At 67.2% G+C, this 14897-nt stretch carries 11 protein-coding genes and 2 tRNA genes; 8 read left to right on the top strand and 5 right to left on the bottom strand.

The genetic code is table 11. The annotated features are described in order from the left end of the window. The first annotated feature begins 95 nt into the window (after positions 1–95). Positions 96–383: a DUF2274 domain-containing protein gene (locus PCQ86_RS07275; RefSeq protein WP_011804752.1), complete on the top strand. Its 288-nt coding sequence runs from the start codon at positions 96–98 to the stop codon at positions 381–383. 723 nt (positions 384–1106) lie between these two features. On the opposite strand, the gene PCQ86_RS07270 is transcribed toward PCQ86_RS07275, so the two are convergent. From PCQ86_RS07270 to cadR, 5 genes are all read right to left on the bottom strand, one after another. Further along, positions 1107–1182, bottom strand: a tRNA-Gly gene (locus PCQ86_RS07270). 114 nt (positions 1183–1296) lie between these two features. After that, positions 1297–1370, bottom strand: a tRNA-Cys gene (locus PCQ86_RS07265). A gap of 628 nt (positions 1371–1998) precedes the next feature. Then, positions 1999–2583, bottom strand: a complete 585-nt coding sequence (locus PCQ86_RS07260; protein ID WP_011804719.1) for a DUF7686 domain-containing protein — start codon at positions 2581–2583, stop codon at positions 1999–2001. A gap of 38 nt (positions 2584–2621) precedes the next feature. Further along, positions 2622–4319 (bottom strand): site-specific integrase, encoded by a 1698-nt coding sequence (locus tag PCQ86_RS07255; protein ID WP_196995177.1) that lies wholly within the window; start codon positions 4317–4319, stop codon positions 2622–2624. A gap of 298 nt (positions 4320–4617) precedes the next feature. Continuing rightward, positions 4618–5058 (bottom strand): Cd(II)/Pb(II)-responsive transcriptional regulator, encoded by a 441-nt coding sequence (gene cadR, locus PCQ86_RS07250; RefSeq protein ID WP_011804717.1) that lies wholly within the window; start codon positions 5056–5058, stop codon positions 4618–4620. A 77-nt stretch (positions 5059–5135) separates the two neighbouring features. On the opposite strand from cadR, the gene PCQ86_RS07245 reads away from it, so the two are divergent. From PCQ86_RS07245 to PCQ86_RS07215, 7 genes are all read left to right on the top strand, one after another. Next, positions 5136–7397, top strand: coding sequence for a heavy metal translocating P-type ATPase (locus PCQ86_RS07245; protein ID WP_220638729.1), 2262 nt, complete (start codon positions 5136–5138; stop codon positions 7395–7397). 7 nt (positions 7398–7404) lie between these two features. After that, complete coding sequence (locus tag PCQ86_RS07240) at positions 7405–8115, top strand: transglutaminase-like domain-containing protein (RefSeq protein WP_011804715.1); 711 nt, start codon at positions 7405–7407, stop codon at positions 8113–8115. 63 nt (positions 8116–8178) lie between these two features. After that, positions 8179–8541 (top strand): DUF2946 family protein, encoded by a 363-nt coding sequence (locus PCQ86_RS07235; RefSeq protein ID WP_251708771.1) that lies wholly within the window; start codon positions 8179–8181, stop codon positions 8539–8541. A 164-nt stretch (positions 8542–8705) separates the two neighbouring features. After that, positions 8706–10031, top strand: a complete 1326-nt coding sequence (locus PCQ86_RS07230) for a TolC family protein (RefSeq protein WP_251708770.1) — start codon at positions 8706–8708, stop codon at positions 10029–10031. A 58-nt stretch (positions 10032–10089) separates the two neighbouring features. Then, entirely contained in the window at positions 10090–10650 is a 561-nt protein-coding gene (locus PCQ86_RS07225; RefSeq protein ID WP_011804712.1) for a hypothetical protein, read from the top strand. Beyond that, positions 10647–11765 carry an efflux RND transporter periplasmic adaptor subunit gene (locus tag PCQ86_RS07220; RefSeq protein ID WP_011804711.1) on the top strand — a complete coding sequence of 373 codons (1119 nt, stop codon included), beginning with the start codon at positions 10647–10649 and terminating at the stop codon, positions 11763–11765. The genes PCQ86_RS07225 and PCQ86_RS07220 overlap by 4 nt, the downstream gene beginning before the upstream one ends. A 1-nt stretch (position 11766) precedes the next feature. Beyond that, positions 11767–14886, top strand: a complete 3120-nt coding sequence (locus PCQ86_RS07215; protein WP_196995178.1) for an efflux RND transporter permease subunit — start codon at positions 11767–11769, stop codon at positions 14884–14886. Positions 14887–14897: the final 11 nt, after the last annotated feature.

Raw genomic sequence — 14897 nt, 5'->3', positions numbered from 1 at the left:
CTCTATTGCCTTGGTACGGGTGGCGGGTTGCAGGTCAATCGCGACTTGGTGCTTCGTCCCTACCAGCCCTTGTTCTATCAGCGAGGAGGTGCCCGATGAGCACGACCAGAAAATTGCGGCTTGGGCCGCTCCCGAAACTGGAGTCCACGAAGGTGACCTTCACATGCCCGGCCAGCTTGAAAGCAGACCTCGACCGCTACGCCGCGATGCACGCGCAAACCTATGGCAAAGCGGTCGATGTGGCGACGTTGATCCCGCACATGCTCGAAGCATTCATGGCTGGGGATCGGGGGTTCAGGAAAGCCAATGCAATCGAGTTAATCGGACGCAAGCCTTCTGGAGTGAATCAAAGAGGATCGAATACGGGTCAACCATCCAGCTAAAAACCCGTTCCCGCTTTCGCAGGAACGGTTTTTGAGTTGGTGCCCGGGGCCGGAATCGAACCGGCATGACCGTGAGGTCGAGGGATTTTCTTACCACTTCGACTTTCGCCGCCAGCGTGAGCGCTGTTCGTGGTCTGGAGCACGCCTTCACCATAGCCTTGCGGCCGTAGGTGCCCGCCGTCTGCTCTCTACACCTTCCCACGAACCTTTCGATTCAGGGCTTGGCTCGGCGTTGGCTCGGACGTTTGCACATCCAGGGCGTTCACCGAATTTGACGGGCTTCACCTTCGGAGTTTCCTCCGGAGGGCTCAAATTTTTCAAGTCCCTTGTGTCTACCAATTTCACCACTCGGGCTGGCTTGCCTCGTTACCGAGTCCATTTTCGCACGGCTACTGCCGAGCTTGCTCTAACTGTACCGCTCGCTTGGCCCCTAGCTGGCTCCTAGCCGTCCAAGGGACCAACTCGGAAGCAATGCCTGAAGGCTTGAAACCCGCGCCATTGCTAGCTTTTCGGCCTATTCTCTCGTGATGGAAAAAACTTGACAAAGGAGGTTTTAAGTCCGCAGTGTCTACCAATTTCACCATCGGGGCGCCGGTCGGTATGCAAGCGATGAAGACAGAGTAGCGGGGCCGGCATTGTTGCGCAACACCACAGACGAACCGACTTCTTGCACCAGCACTTCGACCAATAAAAAAGGGAAGCCGTAGCTTCCCTTTCAAATTTTGGAGCGGGAAATCGGTCTCGAACCGACGACCTCAACCTTGGCAAGGTTGCGCTCTACCAACTGAGCTATTCCCGCATTTTCCGCCGCCAACTGGCACCGGAAAGACTTTTATTGTAGCATCAATTTTCCACCATTAGGCTTCCAATTGACCCTTTGAAGAAGCTTGCGCCTCCTCTACATAACACCATCTGGAGGCGCGGCCCGGAGTCGAACCGGGCTAAACGGATTTGCAATCCGGTGCATAACCGCTTTGCTACCGCGCCAGGTCTTGCGCCTTGATGAAAAGCGGAAGCACTGCCTCCTCTTTTCCTGGATATGGAGCGGGAAACGAGTCATGCACTAGAGCGCTAAGTCTCTGTTTCCCAATCACTTTCTCCACTGTGGTGATCAGCGAAGAACTCAATTATAGCCTTGTTTTTCGCCCTCGGCAACAAAGTTCATCCAACCACTTCCACCAGCGTCCAAGGATGATCCATCCACCCGTCGTTACGCCTGATGCGTCCAGCTGCTGAGCGGGTTCGCTATCGAACTCCAACTTGCGACGATCATGACTTGCGCTCGCTCCGCAGGCAGCGCGGGGTGGTGTCGCGTGGACTGCCTGGCACCTGGACGGCTGTAGGACACAACCGCCGGCATCGGAACACCGCAAGTACTCATCTTTACATCGCTGCGGCTAACTTCGCCGGAGCGCAACGCGGCGCCAGTGTAGTGGCAGCCGGGGTAGTCGTACTTTTCGTGCAGATTGGTGCGCTTTGCTCCGAAAACCCGTTGCACGACAAGCACTTACGTTTCCCGCACTTTCGGGCGCTTCGCATTTTTCGTGCAGATTGGTGCGCTTCGTCCCAGGCACCCTATGAGGCCGCACCCTGCGGTTTCCCGCGATCTGCCGGGTCAGACCTCGTCGCTTCGGTCGCGAAACTCCAGCTTGAACTGCCAGCCCTCGAAGGCCGCCACCATGCGGCCGAGTTCGTCCCAGGAGATCTCGCGACCATCGATGACGACCATCGGCACTCGGTGGTCCTCGTCGGGATCGCTGTCGACGGTGCCGCGCAGGATCAGGCGATCGTTCACCTGCGGCCCGTGGTCGGTGTCCTCAAGATGCGTGAGAGCCAGGGCCCGGCGCATCTTGCCAATGAGCTTGCCCAGCAACTCCAGAGGGTCGTCGTCAGGCTCGCCGATCACCTGAAACCGATACCCGGCCGGGCAGCCATCGCGCAGCTCGAACGCGTCGATCGCCATACCGGGCCCGAACAGTCGGGTGCGAAACCGGAACTCGTGCTCGACGCCACGCCCGTCGATCATGCGCACGGGCTCGAAGACCACGTGCTCAAACCCATGCAGACCGAGGCGGCTGGCGGCGGCCTCGTTGAAGCATCGGCCGCAAAGCTGCCGGTAGCCGCCCTCCGTCGACCCGTAGTTCACGACATCGTGGCTGAGCGCGGGCTGACGGCAGGCGTCGCAGGTGATTGGCTGCATGGGTGATGCGGTGTGCGTGTAGGCGAGACAACTTTAGGCTACGAACGCGGCACCGCGAACCGATCAGCCACCTGCTTGGCCCGTCGGGCATCGTCGGTGTGCAGGTACATCGAGGTCGTGGCGAGCGAGGCGTGCCGCAGGTTGTCGCGCACCGTGGTCAGCTCGGCGCCGCCTTCGAGCAGGTGGGTGGCATGCGTGTGCCTCGTCCAGTGCGGCGTGGCCAGGCGCAACTTCTCGGCAAGGGCCGGGGTGGCTTCCTCCACGACTTCGGCCGCCGTGGCGAAGAACCGCTTCATCACTCGCCATAGCCGCCACGAGGAGATCCCACTTCCATCCTCTCCAAGGCTGCCAATCAGCGGGGTCGATGGACGCCACTTCGAAGGCGTCACGGGCAGCCCCCGTTGAACGAGGTAGCGATCAAGGGCGGCCCGGGCCAGCGGCGGGAGCACGACCTTGCCGGCCTTGTGTCCCTTGCCGACGACCCCGATCCACGTGTCGCCGTGTGCGTCCGAGTCGACCGCGCCGAGTCGTGCGCCCACGAATTCGCTGATTCGCAGGCCCGTGGCGTATGCGAAGTCCAGCATGAAACGCAGCCGCTGCGCTGCCGGCTCGCTCCAGCCGTAGGACCATTCCAGGCCGTCGGCGACGACCCGGAGGAGCTTCCACTCGTGCTCGGTGAACGCGTGTGACGTGTCGAGCTGCGCCGGCCGGCTCCCTCGCACCTTGACGCCGGCGAAAGGGTTGGCCAGCACGTAGCGCTGCTCGATGAGCCAGCGGTACAGGGCGTTGAGTACCGACAGCGCGTAAGCCGCGGAGCGCGCCGAGAGCTCTCCCGCGAAGGGGCGCCACGCGGGCGACAACCGCGGCTGTGGTGCGCCGACCCAGCGCGCGCGAGGGCCCGGGTGACGCAGGAAGGCGCGGTAGGCAATGGCGTCCTCGGTGGTCAGCGATGAAAGGGCCCGCCCTCGCTCGACGATCGCCCACAGGATCAGCCGTTCGGCTTCCTTGCGGTAGGCCCGCTGGGTCGCCGCCGACTCGTGCAGCGACAGCCAGGCGTTCACGGCCTGGTAATCGTTGCTGGCGTCGAGCGCACAGCTGGCTTGCGGCGCTCGGAAGGTACCCCGTGAGCCATCGACGTCGTCGGGGACGACCAGTCGCTCCCAGGGGATCAGTTCCTGCGCCTGGTTCACTGTGATCAGCGCGCGAGCGCGTTCGGTGAGCGCAGGATGTTGGGCAAAGAATGCCTCGATGTGGCGGGCGCCGGCCGGCCCGAGCCCCGCGATGCCGGCCCACCAGCGCCGGCGCCTGGGCACGCGCAGGGTCAGGTCGGCCAGCGTGCGAATGCCCGCCGCGTGCAGTACGTCCACGAGCCGCACGGGTAGCCAGCGCTCGACGGCGTCGCCGATGAGGGGCTGCGGCCGCGGCATCCCTCGCAGCGTCTCGATGGCGGCTGTCGCTGCCCTGGCGAGTTTCCGATCCGATGGACTGGCCGCCGCGAGTGTGGAAGCCAGTTCCGCCTGCGCACGGCTCGTCGCGAAGGCCACGAGCTGGCGCTTCACCCGCCCGATCACGGAGCGCGCCGATGCGCCGGCAGTCCGGCGATCAGGCAAATAGCGATCCACCGCGGCGCGGGTCGGCACCCCTTGAAGCCAGGCGCGGAATGCGGCCAACGAAGCCTCGTCCGGCCAGGTCGGGGCTGTGAGCATGCTGGGCGGCGCTGACAGCGCGTTTTCCATCCGCGCCAGTTTAGACCCGCGGCATGCATGCCACGCTAATGTTGTTTATCTTGGCATCACTGCTGATGAATATGCTCGCCAGCGAACTCTCACCGCGGTGAGAGTCTTGGCAGACTCAGCACGGGGTGCCGTTGCACGCCGAGGTGATCACGATAGACCCCAAGTTCGATGCCCGGGAGGTGGGTGCAGCCCCAACTGAGGCTCCAGGAAGCTGCCGCTCGCGGAGACCAGCCATCGGCCACAAGCGGTCGGCCCCGCCAGCACCAGAAACCCGTCGCTCACCGACCCCAGGCAATGCTCAGTGAGCGCCGCGCACATGGCGCTTGGAAGCCGCCGCAGGTTTCGCACCTGCGTGATCGATGCCCTGGAGGATGCCGCAGTCGGCAGAGGCATGAGGCACGGGGCAGGCCGCCCGCAGCGCCCTCAGCTCCTTCTCAAGGGCGCGCAGGGCCTTGATCCGCTCGGCCACATGGCCGATGTGCTCGTCCAGCAGGCTGTTCACCTCGCCGCAATCGGCCAAGGGTTGGTCCTTGAAACGCAGCAGCACCCGCACCTCGTCAAGCGTCATGTCCAGGCTGCGGCACTGGCGGATGAACCCCAGCCGATCCGCATGCTGCGGGGTGTAGATGCAGTAGTTGCCCTCCGTGCGCGCGGCGGCCGGCAGCAGCCCCTCTCGTTCATAGAAGCGGATCGTCTCGATGGGCGTTCCGCTGGCCTGGGCCAGTTCGCCGATGCGCATGTGCGGTTCCCCTTGTGCCGGTGACAGTTCGCGACGCACCTTGACTCTATACCCACTTCAGGGTTTTCAATGTCGGCATGGCCCACGATCACCCCCACGACATCAAGCCGGATCCGGCCGGCGCACTGCAACCGGCTGGCTGCGGCGCCTGCTGCGGCGCTTCCGACCACGCACCTGCTGCCTCTGCCTCGGTCCCCCTGGGTGGTGGCCAGCGCTTCCGCATTCCGGCGATGGACTGCGCCAGCGAGGAGTCCGAGATCCGTCGCGCTGTCGAGGGCATCCCCGGCGTCCTGGGGCTACGCTTCCAGCTGGGCGAGCGCAGCCTGCGCATAGCCGGCGAGCCGCAGGCAGCGCTGGCGGCAGTGGAAGCCATCCGGAACTCCGGATTCGAGGTTCACGCCTGGCCCGACGCGACGGAGTCGTCCAACGCCGGTGATGGATCGGATCACGGCCACGACGCAGCAACCGGGTCCGGCCTGCCCCGCCTGCTGGCTGCCCTCGCTCTTGCGACGGCTGCCGAGGCCCTGTCCTTCCTGGCACCGGACGCGCCCTGGTCCAAGTGGGCTGGCCTGGCCGTTGCAGCCGCGGCCATCGGGCTGGCCGGCTTCGGCACGTTCCGCAAGGGCCTGTCCGCCCTGCGGCACGGCCGCCTGAACATCAATGCACTGATGTCAGTGGCGGTCGCGGGAGCCTTCGTGATCGGCCAGTGGCCTGAGGCGGCCATGGTCATGGCGCTGTACGCGATCGCCGAACTGATCGAGGCGCGGGCCGTCGACCGCGCGCGCAATGCAATCAGCGGCCTGCTGGCGCTGTCGCCCGACACCGCCGACCTGCGGCAGCCCGACGGCACCTGGAGATCCGCGCCCGTCGGCAGCGTACCTATCGGCGCCACGGTCCGGGTCAAGCCGGGCGAACGCGTGGCCATGGATGCCATCGTCACCGACGGCAGCACCGCCGTGGACCAGGCGCCCGTCACCGGCGAGAGCCTGCCGGTCGACAAGGGGCCGGGCGATGCGGTCTTCGCCGGCACCATCAACCAGACCGGCACCATCGAGTGCCGTGTCACCGCCGCGGCGTCGCAATCGACGCTGGCCCGCATCATCCACGCGGTCGAACAGGCCCAGGGCAGCCGTGCGCCCACGCAGCGCTTCGTCGACCGGTTCGCGGCCGTGTACACACCGGCGGTGTTCGTGCTGGCACTGGCCGTTGCCATCGCCGGCCCGTGGCTCTTCGGCTGGACGGTGCTGGCCGCGGTCTACAAGGCGCTGGTGCTGCTGGTCATCGCCTGCCCGTGCGCCCTCGTGATCTCGACGCCCGTCACCGTCGTCAGCGGGCTGGCGTCGGCGGCCAGGCGGGGCATTCTGATCAAGGGCGGCGTCCACCTCGAACAGGCGCGCCTGCTCAAGGCGGTCGCGCTCGACAAGACCGGCACCATCACCGAAGGCAGGCCGCGCCTCGTCGAGTGGGAGATGCTGTCCACCAGCCTGCCCAAGCCGCAGGCCGAACACATCGCAGCCGCGCTGGCGGCGCACTCGGACCACCCGGTGTCGCGCGCCATCGCCGCGGGGCTGACGCCGAACAGCGTCGAGGCCCGCAACTTTGCCGCGCTGTCCGGGCGCGGCATCGAAGCCGACATCGGCGGCCAGCGCTACGTGCTGGGCAACCACCGCCTGATCGAGGAGCGCGGCCAGTGCTCCGCCGAGATCGAGGCCGTGCTCCACCGTCACGAGGAAGCGGGCCGCACGGTCAGCCTGCTGGCCACCGCGTCCGGGGTGCTGGCGCTCTTCGCGGTGGCCGACACGATCAAGCCCTCGTCGGCCGCCGCCATCGGCGAGCTGAAGGCGATGGGCATCACGCCGGTGATGCTGACCGGTGACAACCAGGCCACCGCCGAGGCCATCGGCCGCGAGGCCGGTCTGACGGACATCCGCGGCAACCTGCTGCCCGAGGACAAGCTCGCCGCGATCCAGGCCATGCAGAAGCAGTATGGGGCGACGGCGATGACCGGCGACGGCATCAACGACGCACCCGCGCTGGCGCAGGCCGACATCGGCGTGGCGATGGGCGCTGCCGGCACCGACATCGCGATGGAAGCGGCCGACGTGGTGGTGATGAACGACGATCTGCGGCGCATTGCCGAGACGGTGCGCCTGTCGCAACGCACGCACGCCGTGCTGTGGCAAAACATCGCGCTGGCTCTCGGCATCAAGGCCGTCTTCCTGGTGCTCGCGCTGTTCGACAACGCCAGCATGTGGATGGCCGTGTTCGCCGACATGGGGGCCAGCCTGTTGGTGGTCTTCAACGGCCTGCGCCTGTTGCGAAACCCCGAACGAAGCTGAGGCGACCATGGAGGCCAAAGCCCAACTGCTACAGCCCACGCGGCTGCTCGATTTCACGCACCCCGCCATCGAAGCGCTGGTCGAGAAGCGGGGGTGGCGGCCGTTGCCGATGTATGACCGTATCGGCGCCGTCTACGACTTCGTGCGCAACGAGATCGCCTTCGGCTACAACGCTGGCGACGAGTTGCCGGCATCGGCGGTGCTGGCCGATGGCATCGGCCAGTGCAACACCAAGGGCACGCTGCTGATGGCCTTGCTGCGCGCCGTGGGCATTGCCTGCCGCTTCCACGGTTTCACCATCGACAAGCCGCTGCAGAAGGGTGCGATCACGGGGCTCGCCTATGTGCTGGCACCGCGACGCATCATCCACAGTTGGGTCGAAGTGGCCTTCGAGGGACGGTGGGTGAACCTGGAAGGCTTCATCCTCGATGCACCCTACCTGACCAGCCTGCAGCGGCGCTTCCCGGTCCGACAGCGGTTCTGCGGCTACGGCGCGGCCACGCCCGACCTGTCGGCGCCTGGCGTTGAATGGCGCGGCCAGGACACGTACATCCAGAAGGACGGGATCGCTGACGACTTCGGCGTGTTCGACAGCCCGGACGAGTTCTATGCGCGCCACGGCTCGAACCTCTCCGGCCTCAAGCGTTGGCTCTTCACGCAGGTCATCCGGCACCGCATGAACGCCCAGGTCCGACGCATCCGCGCCGAAAAGTGGTGATGCCGGTCACGGCGATCAGCCCGGCGAACCCGTCTCAAACTCTGTAGCTGCTAGACTCTTTTCATGCGCCGTTGGCTCGCGATCCTCATGCTCGCCCTGCTGCCGCTCCAGTTCAGCTGGGCGGCAGTGGCGGCGTATTGCGGGCACGAAACCGGCCAGCATGTTCAGCACCTGGGCCATCACGAGCACCAGCACACGGATGAGGCCACGGCCGACCAGGGCAGCGCGCCGGCAGATCAGAGCGCGCCGGCTGGGTTCGATTTCGACTGCGGCCATTGCCACGGCACCTGCGCCAGCATGCCCGCGCCCATGGGCGACATTTCGCCGCTGGCTCTGGCCTCCCACCCGGTAACGCCTGTCGAAGGCACCGTGCGAACCCTCGCGCAAAGCCCGCCCGAACGCCCTCAGTGGCTGCCCCTCGCCTGATCGGCGAGGCGGGTTCCTTCTCCTTCTGAAGCCCGTTCGCGCCTGCGTGCGCGCCGCCCGACACATGGGTCAGCGGCGCCGCTCGAGGCCCGATCCGACCCTGAGTTCCTCAGCGTCGACTCTCGCCGATCTCCTGTGGGTTGTTTTCAACACTGGAGCATCGGATGCACCGAAGAAGAATCATGCCGGCCGGGCGCTGGCATCACGCCGCCCGCGCCACCCTGGCGACCGTAGCCAGTACGGCACTCACCGCAGCGCTGATGGGCGTCGCGATCGAAGCGCGTGCGCAGACCCCTGCTGCACCCAGCGAGCCGACCCCGCCCACGCTGCGAGCAGCCTTCGAAACCGCCTGGGCGCGGCAGCCCGAAGCGCAAGCGCTGGCAGCGCGGCGCGACGCGGCACGCGCGCAGCGGGACGCGGCCCAAGCATGGACGCCCGAGCCAGTGGCGATGGAGCTGTCCACCAAGACGGACCGCCTGAACCGAAACCTCGGCACCCGTGAGGTCGAGGTCGGCGTGGCCATCCCATTGTGGCTGCCGGGCGAACGTGGCCGCAGCCAGGCCCTGGCCGACGCCGAGGGCCGTGCCATCGAGAGCCGTACCACGGCGGCACAGCTGCGCGTGGCTGCCGCTGTGCGCGAAGCGTGGTGGGCGTGGCAGCGGGCCCGTGTGGAGCTCGATGCCGCACGCGGCCAGCTCGACAACGTTCAACGCATTGCCGCCGATGTCGGCAAGCGGCTCAGAGCCGGTGACCTGGCCCGTGCCGACCAGCACCAGGCCGACGGCGCCGTCGCGGCGGCCGAAGCGGCCGTGGCGCAGGCCGAAGGCGCGCTCACGGCCGCCTGGCAGCAGCTTCGTCCCCTCGTCGCCATGCCAGCGGCTGCCGCACCCAGCGCCGCGCCCGGCGCCGACGCCGAACCCGAGCCGTCCACGGCGACCGGTCCTGCAGACGGCCTGGACACGCATGCCGAACTGCTCTCGTTGAAGGACCGCTCCGCCGTCGCCGACGGCGTGGCTGCACTCGCGGCCACGCAGTCTCGCGCCAGCCCGGAACTCACCATCGCCGCCACCCGCGATCGGGGCACTTACGGAGAGTCCTACCAGCAGACCTTCACGGTCGGTGTGCGCATCCCCTTCGGCGCCGGTCCCCGGCACGATGCCCGCGTGGCCTCTGCGCGCGCCGAGGCGGTCGAACTGCAGGCGCAGATGGCATTGGAACGTGCCCGCCTGGCGGGCGAGCGCGAAGCCGCTCGCGCGCGCACCGACGCGGCGCGGGCGCAGCTGGCCGCTGCCGATCGTCGCGCCCAACTGGCGCGCGAATCGCGCGGCTTCTTCGACAAGTCCTTCCGCCTGGGCGAATCCGACCTGCCCACGCGCTTGCGCATCGAGGCCGAGGCCGCCGACGCCGAGCGACAGGCCGTGCGCGCCCGCATCGAACTCGCCGCAGCCATCTCGGCGTGGCGGCAGGCCCTGGGCCTGCTGCCGCAGTGAGCCGACGGCACACGCCCCCACGAACACGCTCAGCGAACCCCATCAGGAATCCCATCCCATGAAGTCTTCCCACTCCCTGGCTGCGCTCTGCCTTGCATCCGTGCTGCTCGGCAACGCCCTGCCGGTCATCGCCGGCGATGGCCATGACCACGGCGACACCGCCCCGGCCGCCACGGGCACCGCGCTGCCCCGCTTTGCGGCGGTGTCCGAGACCTTCGAGCTCGTCGGCGTGCTCGATGGCAAGCAGGTCACGCTCTACCTCGACCGATTCGTCGACAACACCCCGGTGCGTGGCGCGCAGATCGAACTCGAGATCGACGGGACCAAGTTCAAGGCCGAGGCCCATGGCGACGACGCGTATGAAGTGGTGCTCAAGGAAGCGCCCAAGCCCGGCGTGCTGCCGATCACCGCGACCGTGACCGCTGGGGCGGAGGTCGATCTGCTGGCCGGCGAACTCGACTTGCACGAGGCCGCCCACACCGACGAGCCTGCGCATGAACTTTCATGGAAGGAGGTCGGCGGATGGGCCTCCGGCGGCCTGGCCGTCCTTGCCGTGCTGGTATTTGGCGGGAGACGCCTGATGGCCGCCCGCCAGGTTCGCGCCGGAGGTGCAGCATGAAGCGCGCTTCTTTGCATCGCCTGGCCTGGCTCGGCGTGGTGCTGGCACTCGTGGGCCCACTGACCGCGCAGGCCGGGGAAGGCCATGACCACGGCGACGCACCCGCTGCGCCGAGCGCAAACGGCCCCCAACGCCAGCCCGACGGCAGCGTGTTCCTGCCCAAGCCGGCCCAGCGCCAGCTGGGAGTACGTACGATGGTGGCTGCTGAGGCCGAGCTGCCGCGCTCGGTCGAGCTGAACGGCAAGGTGCTGATGGATCCCAACGCCGGCGGCAAGGTGCAGCCGCTGAACGCCGGCCGCATCGAGCCCGGTCCACGCGGCCTGCCCAACCCGGGACAGGTGGTGCGCAAGGGCGAGGTGCTGGCCTACGTGGTGCCCTCGACCGCGCCCATCGAGAGATCGAATCAATCCGCGCAATTGGCCGAGTTGCGCGCGGCCAAGTCGCTCGCCGACAAGCGCGTGACGCGGCTGAAGGAGTTGTCGGATACCGTGCCGCGCAAGGACATCGAGGCGGCCGAAAGCGAGGCAGCCAGCCTGGCCGAGCGCATGGCGGCCGTTGGCGGCGGCCTGGCAACGCGGGAAGCGCTGGTGGCCCCGGTGTCGGGCGTGATCGCCTCGGCCCATGTGGTGGCCGGTCAGGTGGTCGATGCCCGCGAACTGCTGTTCGAGATCATCGACCCGAGCCGCTTGCGCATCGAGGCACTGGCCTTCGAGCCCTCGCTCGCGGCCAATGTCGGCAGTGCCACGCTGGCAGTCGGTGACCAGCGTGTGCCGCTGGAGTACCTGGGTGCGGCGCGCAGCCTGCGCGAGCAAGCGCTGCCGCTGGGCTTCCGCGCTCAGGGTGCGGCCCTGAACGGCTTGGCCGTAGGACAACCCGTGCGCGTCTTCGTGCAGACGAAGCAGAAGGTCAAGGGCATCGCGGTCCCGGTCGCGTCGCTGATGAAGAACCCGGCCAACCAGACCGTCGTCTGGGTCAAGACTTCGCCCGAGCGCTTCGAGCCTCGCAGCATCACGACCGAGGCCCTCGATGGTGTGAACGTCGCGGTCACATCGGGCCTGAAGGCCGGGGACCGCATCGCCACCCAAGGCGCCACCCTGATCAACCAGGTGCGCTGACATGTTCAAGTGGCTACTCGACAACAGCCTGACGAACCGGCTGCTGGTGATCATCGCCAGCGTCGTTCTGATGGCCTACGGCGCGTTCACGCTCTCGCGCACCCCGGTGGACGTGTTCCCCGACCTCAACAAGCCGACCGTCACCATCATGACCGAGGCCGGCGGCATGGCCGCCGAGGAGGTGGAGCAGCTCATCACCTTCCCGCTGGAGACGACCATGAACGGTCTGCCCGGCGTCGAAAGCGTGCGCTCGACCTCGTCGGCCGGCCTGTCCTTCCTCTACGTCACCTTCGACTGGAGCACCGACATCTTCCGCGCCCGGCAGCTGGTGTCGGAGCGGCTGTCCTCGATGGAGGAAGGCATCGCCGAAGGCGTGGTGCCGCGCATGGGCCCGATCAGCTCGATCATGGGCGAGATCATGCAGATCGCCATTCCGGTCGATCCGAGCAAGATCAGCCCGATGGCGGTGCGCGAGTACGCCGACTGGGTGCTTCGACCGCGCCTGCTCTCGGTGCCAGGCGTCGCGCAGGTCATCCCGATCGGCGGCGAGGTGCGGCAGTTCCAGGTGCAGCCGAACACCGCGCGCATGGCCGAGCTGGGCATCACGCACGACCAGCTCGAAAGCGCGCTCAAGGGCTACTCGTCGAACACCTCGGGTGGCTTCCTGGAGCTGAACGGCCGCGAGTACCTGATCCGCAACCTCGGCCGCACGTCCCGGCTCGACGACCTGAAGAACCTCGCGCTCGCGGCCAAGGGCGGCCAACCCATCCTCCTGCGCCAGATCGCCGAGGTCACGTTCGCCGCGGCACTCAAGCGCGGTGACGCAGGATTTGAGGGCAAGCCGGCGGTGATCCTGGGCATCCAGAAGCAGCCGACTGCCGACACCATCGCGCTCACCAAGTCCATCGAAGACGCCCTCGTCGGACTGAAGGCTTCGCTGCCGGCCGGCATGGAGGCGCCTCGCGTCACCTTCCGTCAGGCCAGCTTCATCGAGGCCTCGATCACGACGCTGCAGGGCAAGCTGATCGGCGCCTCGATCTTCGTCGCGGTGATCCTGTTCTTCTTCCTCGGCACCTTGCGGCCGACCGTCATCGCGCTGACGGCCATTCCGGTATCGATCTTCATCACCGCTCTGGTCTTCAAGTACTTCGGCCTGTCGATCAACACGATGACGCTGGGCGGCCTGGCCATCGCCATCGGCGGTCTCGTCGACGATGCGGTGGTGGGTGTCGAGAACGTGCTGCGGCGGCTGAAGGCCGACCGGGCCAACCATCCGCACAGCCGGCTGCACCTGATCGAGATCGTCGCGCACGCGACGATGGAAGTGCGATCGGCCATCCTCTATGCGACGGTCATCATCGTGCTCGTCTTCATCCCGCTGTTTGCACTGCCGGGGCTGGAGGGCAAGCTGTTCGTGCCGCTGGGCATCGCCTTCATCGTCTCGACGCTGGCTTCGCTGATCGTCTCGGTGACGGTGACGCCGGTGCTCAGCTTCTACCTGCTGCCGCGGATGAAGAACCTGGACCACGGTGACACCAAGGTCCTGGCCTGGCTGAAGGCACGCTACCGCAGCGGCCTGCAGGGCGTGCTGGACCGGCCCAAGGCCGCCATGGCGGCGGCCGGTGCGGCCGTGCTGGTGGCCGCAGTGGCGGTGCCGTTCTTCCCGACGACCTTCCTGCCGCCGTTCAACGAGGGCACGCTGCTGATCGGCCTGCGCCTGAACCCGGGTGTCACCTTGACGGAGTCGTCGGCCTTGGCACGCCAGGCCGAGGTACTGGTCAAGCAGGTGCCCGAGGTGACGCACGTCGGTCGCCGCAGCGGCCGGGCCGAGCTGGACGAACACGCGGAAGGCGTGCACGTCAGCGAGCTCGACGTGGGCCTCAAGCCCACCGCCGAGCTGACGCGCAGCATGGACGAGATCAAGGCCGACATCCGCAAGCGCCTGATCAACCTGCCGGCTGCGCTGGAGATCGGCCAGCCCATCTCGCACCGCATCGACCACATGCTCTCGGGCGTGCGCTCGCAGATCGCGATCAAGATCTTCGGCGAGGACCTCGACGCGCTGCGAGGCCAGGCAGATGCCCTGCGGGCCAAGCTGGCCACGATCCCAGGCATCGCCGACCTGCAGATCGAGAAGCAGGTGCTGGCGCCGCAGATCAAGGTGCGCATCGACTACGCCGCCGCGGCGCAGTACGGCGTGCCGGCGCCGCAGGTGCTCTCCGCATTGCAGGCGCTGGTCGAGGGGGAGAAGGTCACCCAGATCGTCGAGGGAGGCCGGCGCTTCGCACTCGTGGTCAAGCTGCCCGAGTCGGCGCGTTCGGTCGAAGGCCTGGGCCAGATCCTGATCGAGACGCCGAACGGGCGCATCCCGCTGTCGAAGATTGCGGCGATCGAGGACGGCGACGGCCCCAACCAGATCAGCCGTGACGACGGCAAGCGGCGCATCGTGCTGTCGGCCAATGCGTCCGGGCGCGCGCTGTCGGAGATCGTGGCCGACATCCGCAAGGTGGTGGCCGAGACGAAACTGCCCGAGGGCTACTTCATCACCCTGGGCGGCCAGTTCCAGGCCCAGGAGGAGGCCTCGCGGCTCGTCGGCCTGCTGTCCATCGTGTCGCTGACGCTGATGTTCGTGGTGCTCTACAGCCGCTACAAGTCGGCTGCGCTGTCGGCGCTGATCATGGTGAACATCCCGCTGGCGCTGGTGGGCGCAGTCATCGGCCTGTGGCTGTCGGGCCAGCCACTGAGCGTCGCCGCTCTCGTCGGCTTCATCACGCTGGCCGGCATCTCGGTACGCAACGGCATCCTGAAGGTCAGCCACTACATCAACCTGATGCGCTTCGAGGGCGAGTCCTTCGACCAGAAGATGATCCTGCGCGGCTCGCTGGAGCGGCTGAGCCCAGTGCTGATGACCGCGCTGGTCACCGCCTTTGCGCTGGCCCCGCTGCTGTTCGAGGCCGAGCAACCCGGCACCGAGGTGCTGCACCCGGTGGCCGTAGTGATCTTCTCCGGCCTCATCAGCTCGACCCTGCTCGACACCTTCCTCACGCCCGCGATGTTCTGGCTCTTCGGGCGCAAGCCGGCCGAAGCGCTGATGGACGACAAGGACGCCGAGGCGCTTTGAGCGGCTTCCTG

The sequence above is a fragment of the Diaphorobacter sp. ED-3 genome, from assembly GCF_027625375.1.
In the GTDB taxonomy this organism is placed as follows: domain Bacteria; phylum Pseudomonadota; class Gammaproteobacteria; order Burkholderiales; family Burkholderiaceae_C; genus Diaphorobacter; species Diaphorobacter nitroreducens.
This window is presented reverse-complemented; position numbering and strand designations above follow the sequence as displayed.

What these genes read in the sequence shown, in the direction of transcription:
- PCQ86_RS07275 (WP_011804752.1), top strand. Translation starts at nt 96, where the DNA reads ATGAGCACGACCAGAAAATTGCGGCTTGGGCCGCTCCCGAAACTGGAG.
- PCQ86_RS07260 (WP_011804719.1), bottom strand. Translation starts at nt 2,583, where the DNA reads ATGCAGCCAATCACCTGCGACGCCTGCCGTCAGCCCGCGCTCAGCCAC.
- PCQ86_RS07255 (WP_196995177.1), bottom strand. Translation starts at nt 4,319, where the DNA reads ATGGAAAACGCGCTGTCAGCGCCGCCCAGCATGCTCACAGCCCCGACC.
- cadR (WP_011804717.1), bottom strand. Translation starts at nt 5,058, where the DNA reads ATGCGCATCGGCGAACTGGCCCAGGCCAGCGGAACGCCCATCGAGACG.
- PCQ86_RS07245 (WP_220638729.1), top strand. Translation starts at nt 5,136, where the DNA reads ATGGCCCACGATCACCCCCACGACATCAAGCCGGATCCGGCCGGCGCA.
- PCQ86_RS07240 (WP_011804715.1), top strand. Translation starts at nt 7,405, where the DNA reads ATGGAGGCCAAAGCCCAACTGCTACAGCCCACGCGGCTGCTCGATTTC.
- PCQ86_RS07235 (WP_251708771.1), top strand. Translation starts at nt 8,179, where the DNA reads ATGCGCCGTTGGCTCGCGATCCTCATGCTCGCCCTGCTGCCGCTCCAG.
- PCQ86_RS07230 (WP_251708770.1), top strand. Translation starts at nt 8,706, where the DNA reads ATGCACCGAAGAAGAATCATGCCGGCCGGGCGCTGGCATCACGCCGCC.
- PCQ86_RS07225 (WP_011804712.1), top strand. Translation starts at nt 10,090, where the DNA reads ATGAAGTCTTCCCACTCCCTGGCTGCGCTCTGCCTTGCATCCGTGCTG.
- PCQ86_RS07220 (WP_011804711.1), top strand. Translation starts at nt 10,647, where the DNA reads ATGAAGCGCGCTTCTTTGCATCGCCTGGCCTGGCTCGGCGTGGTGCTG.
- PCQ86_RS07215 (WP_196995178.1), top strand. Translation starts at nt 11,767, where the DNA reads ATGTTCAAGTGGCTACTCGACAACAGCCTGACGAACCGGCTGCTGGTG.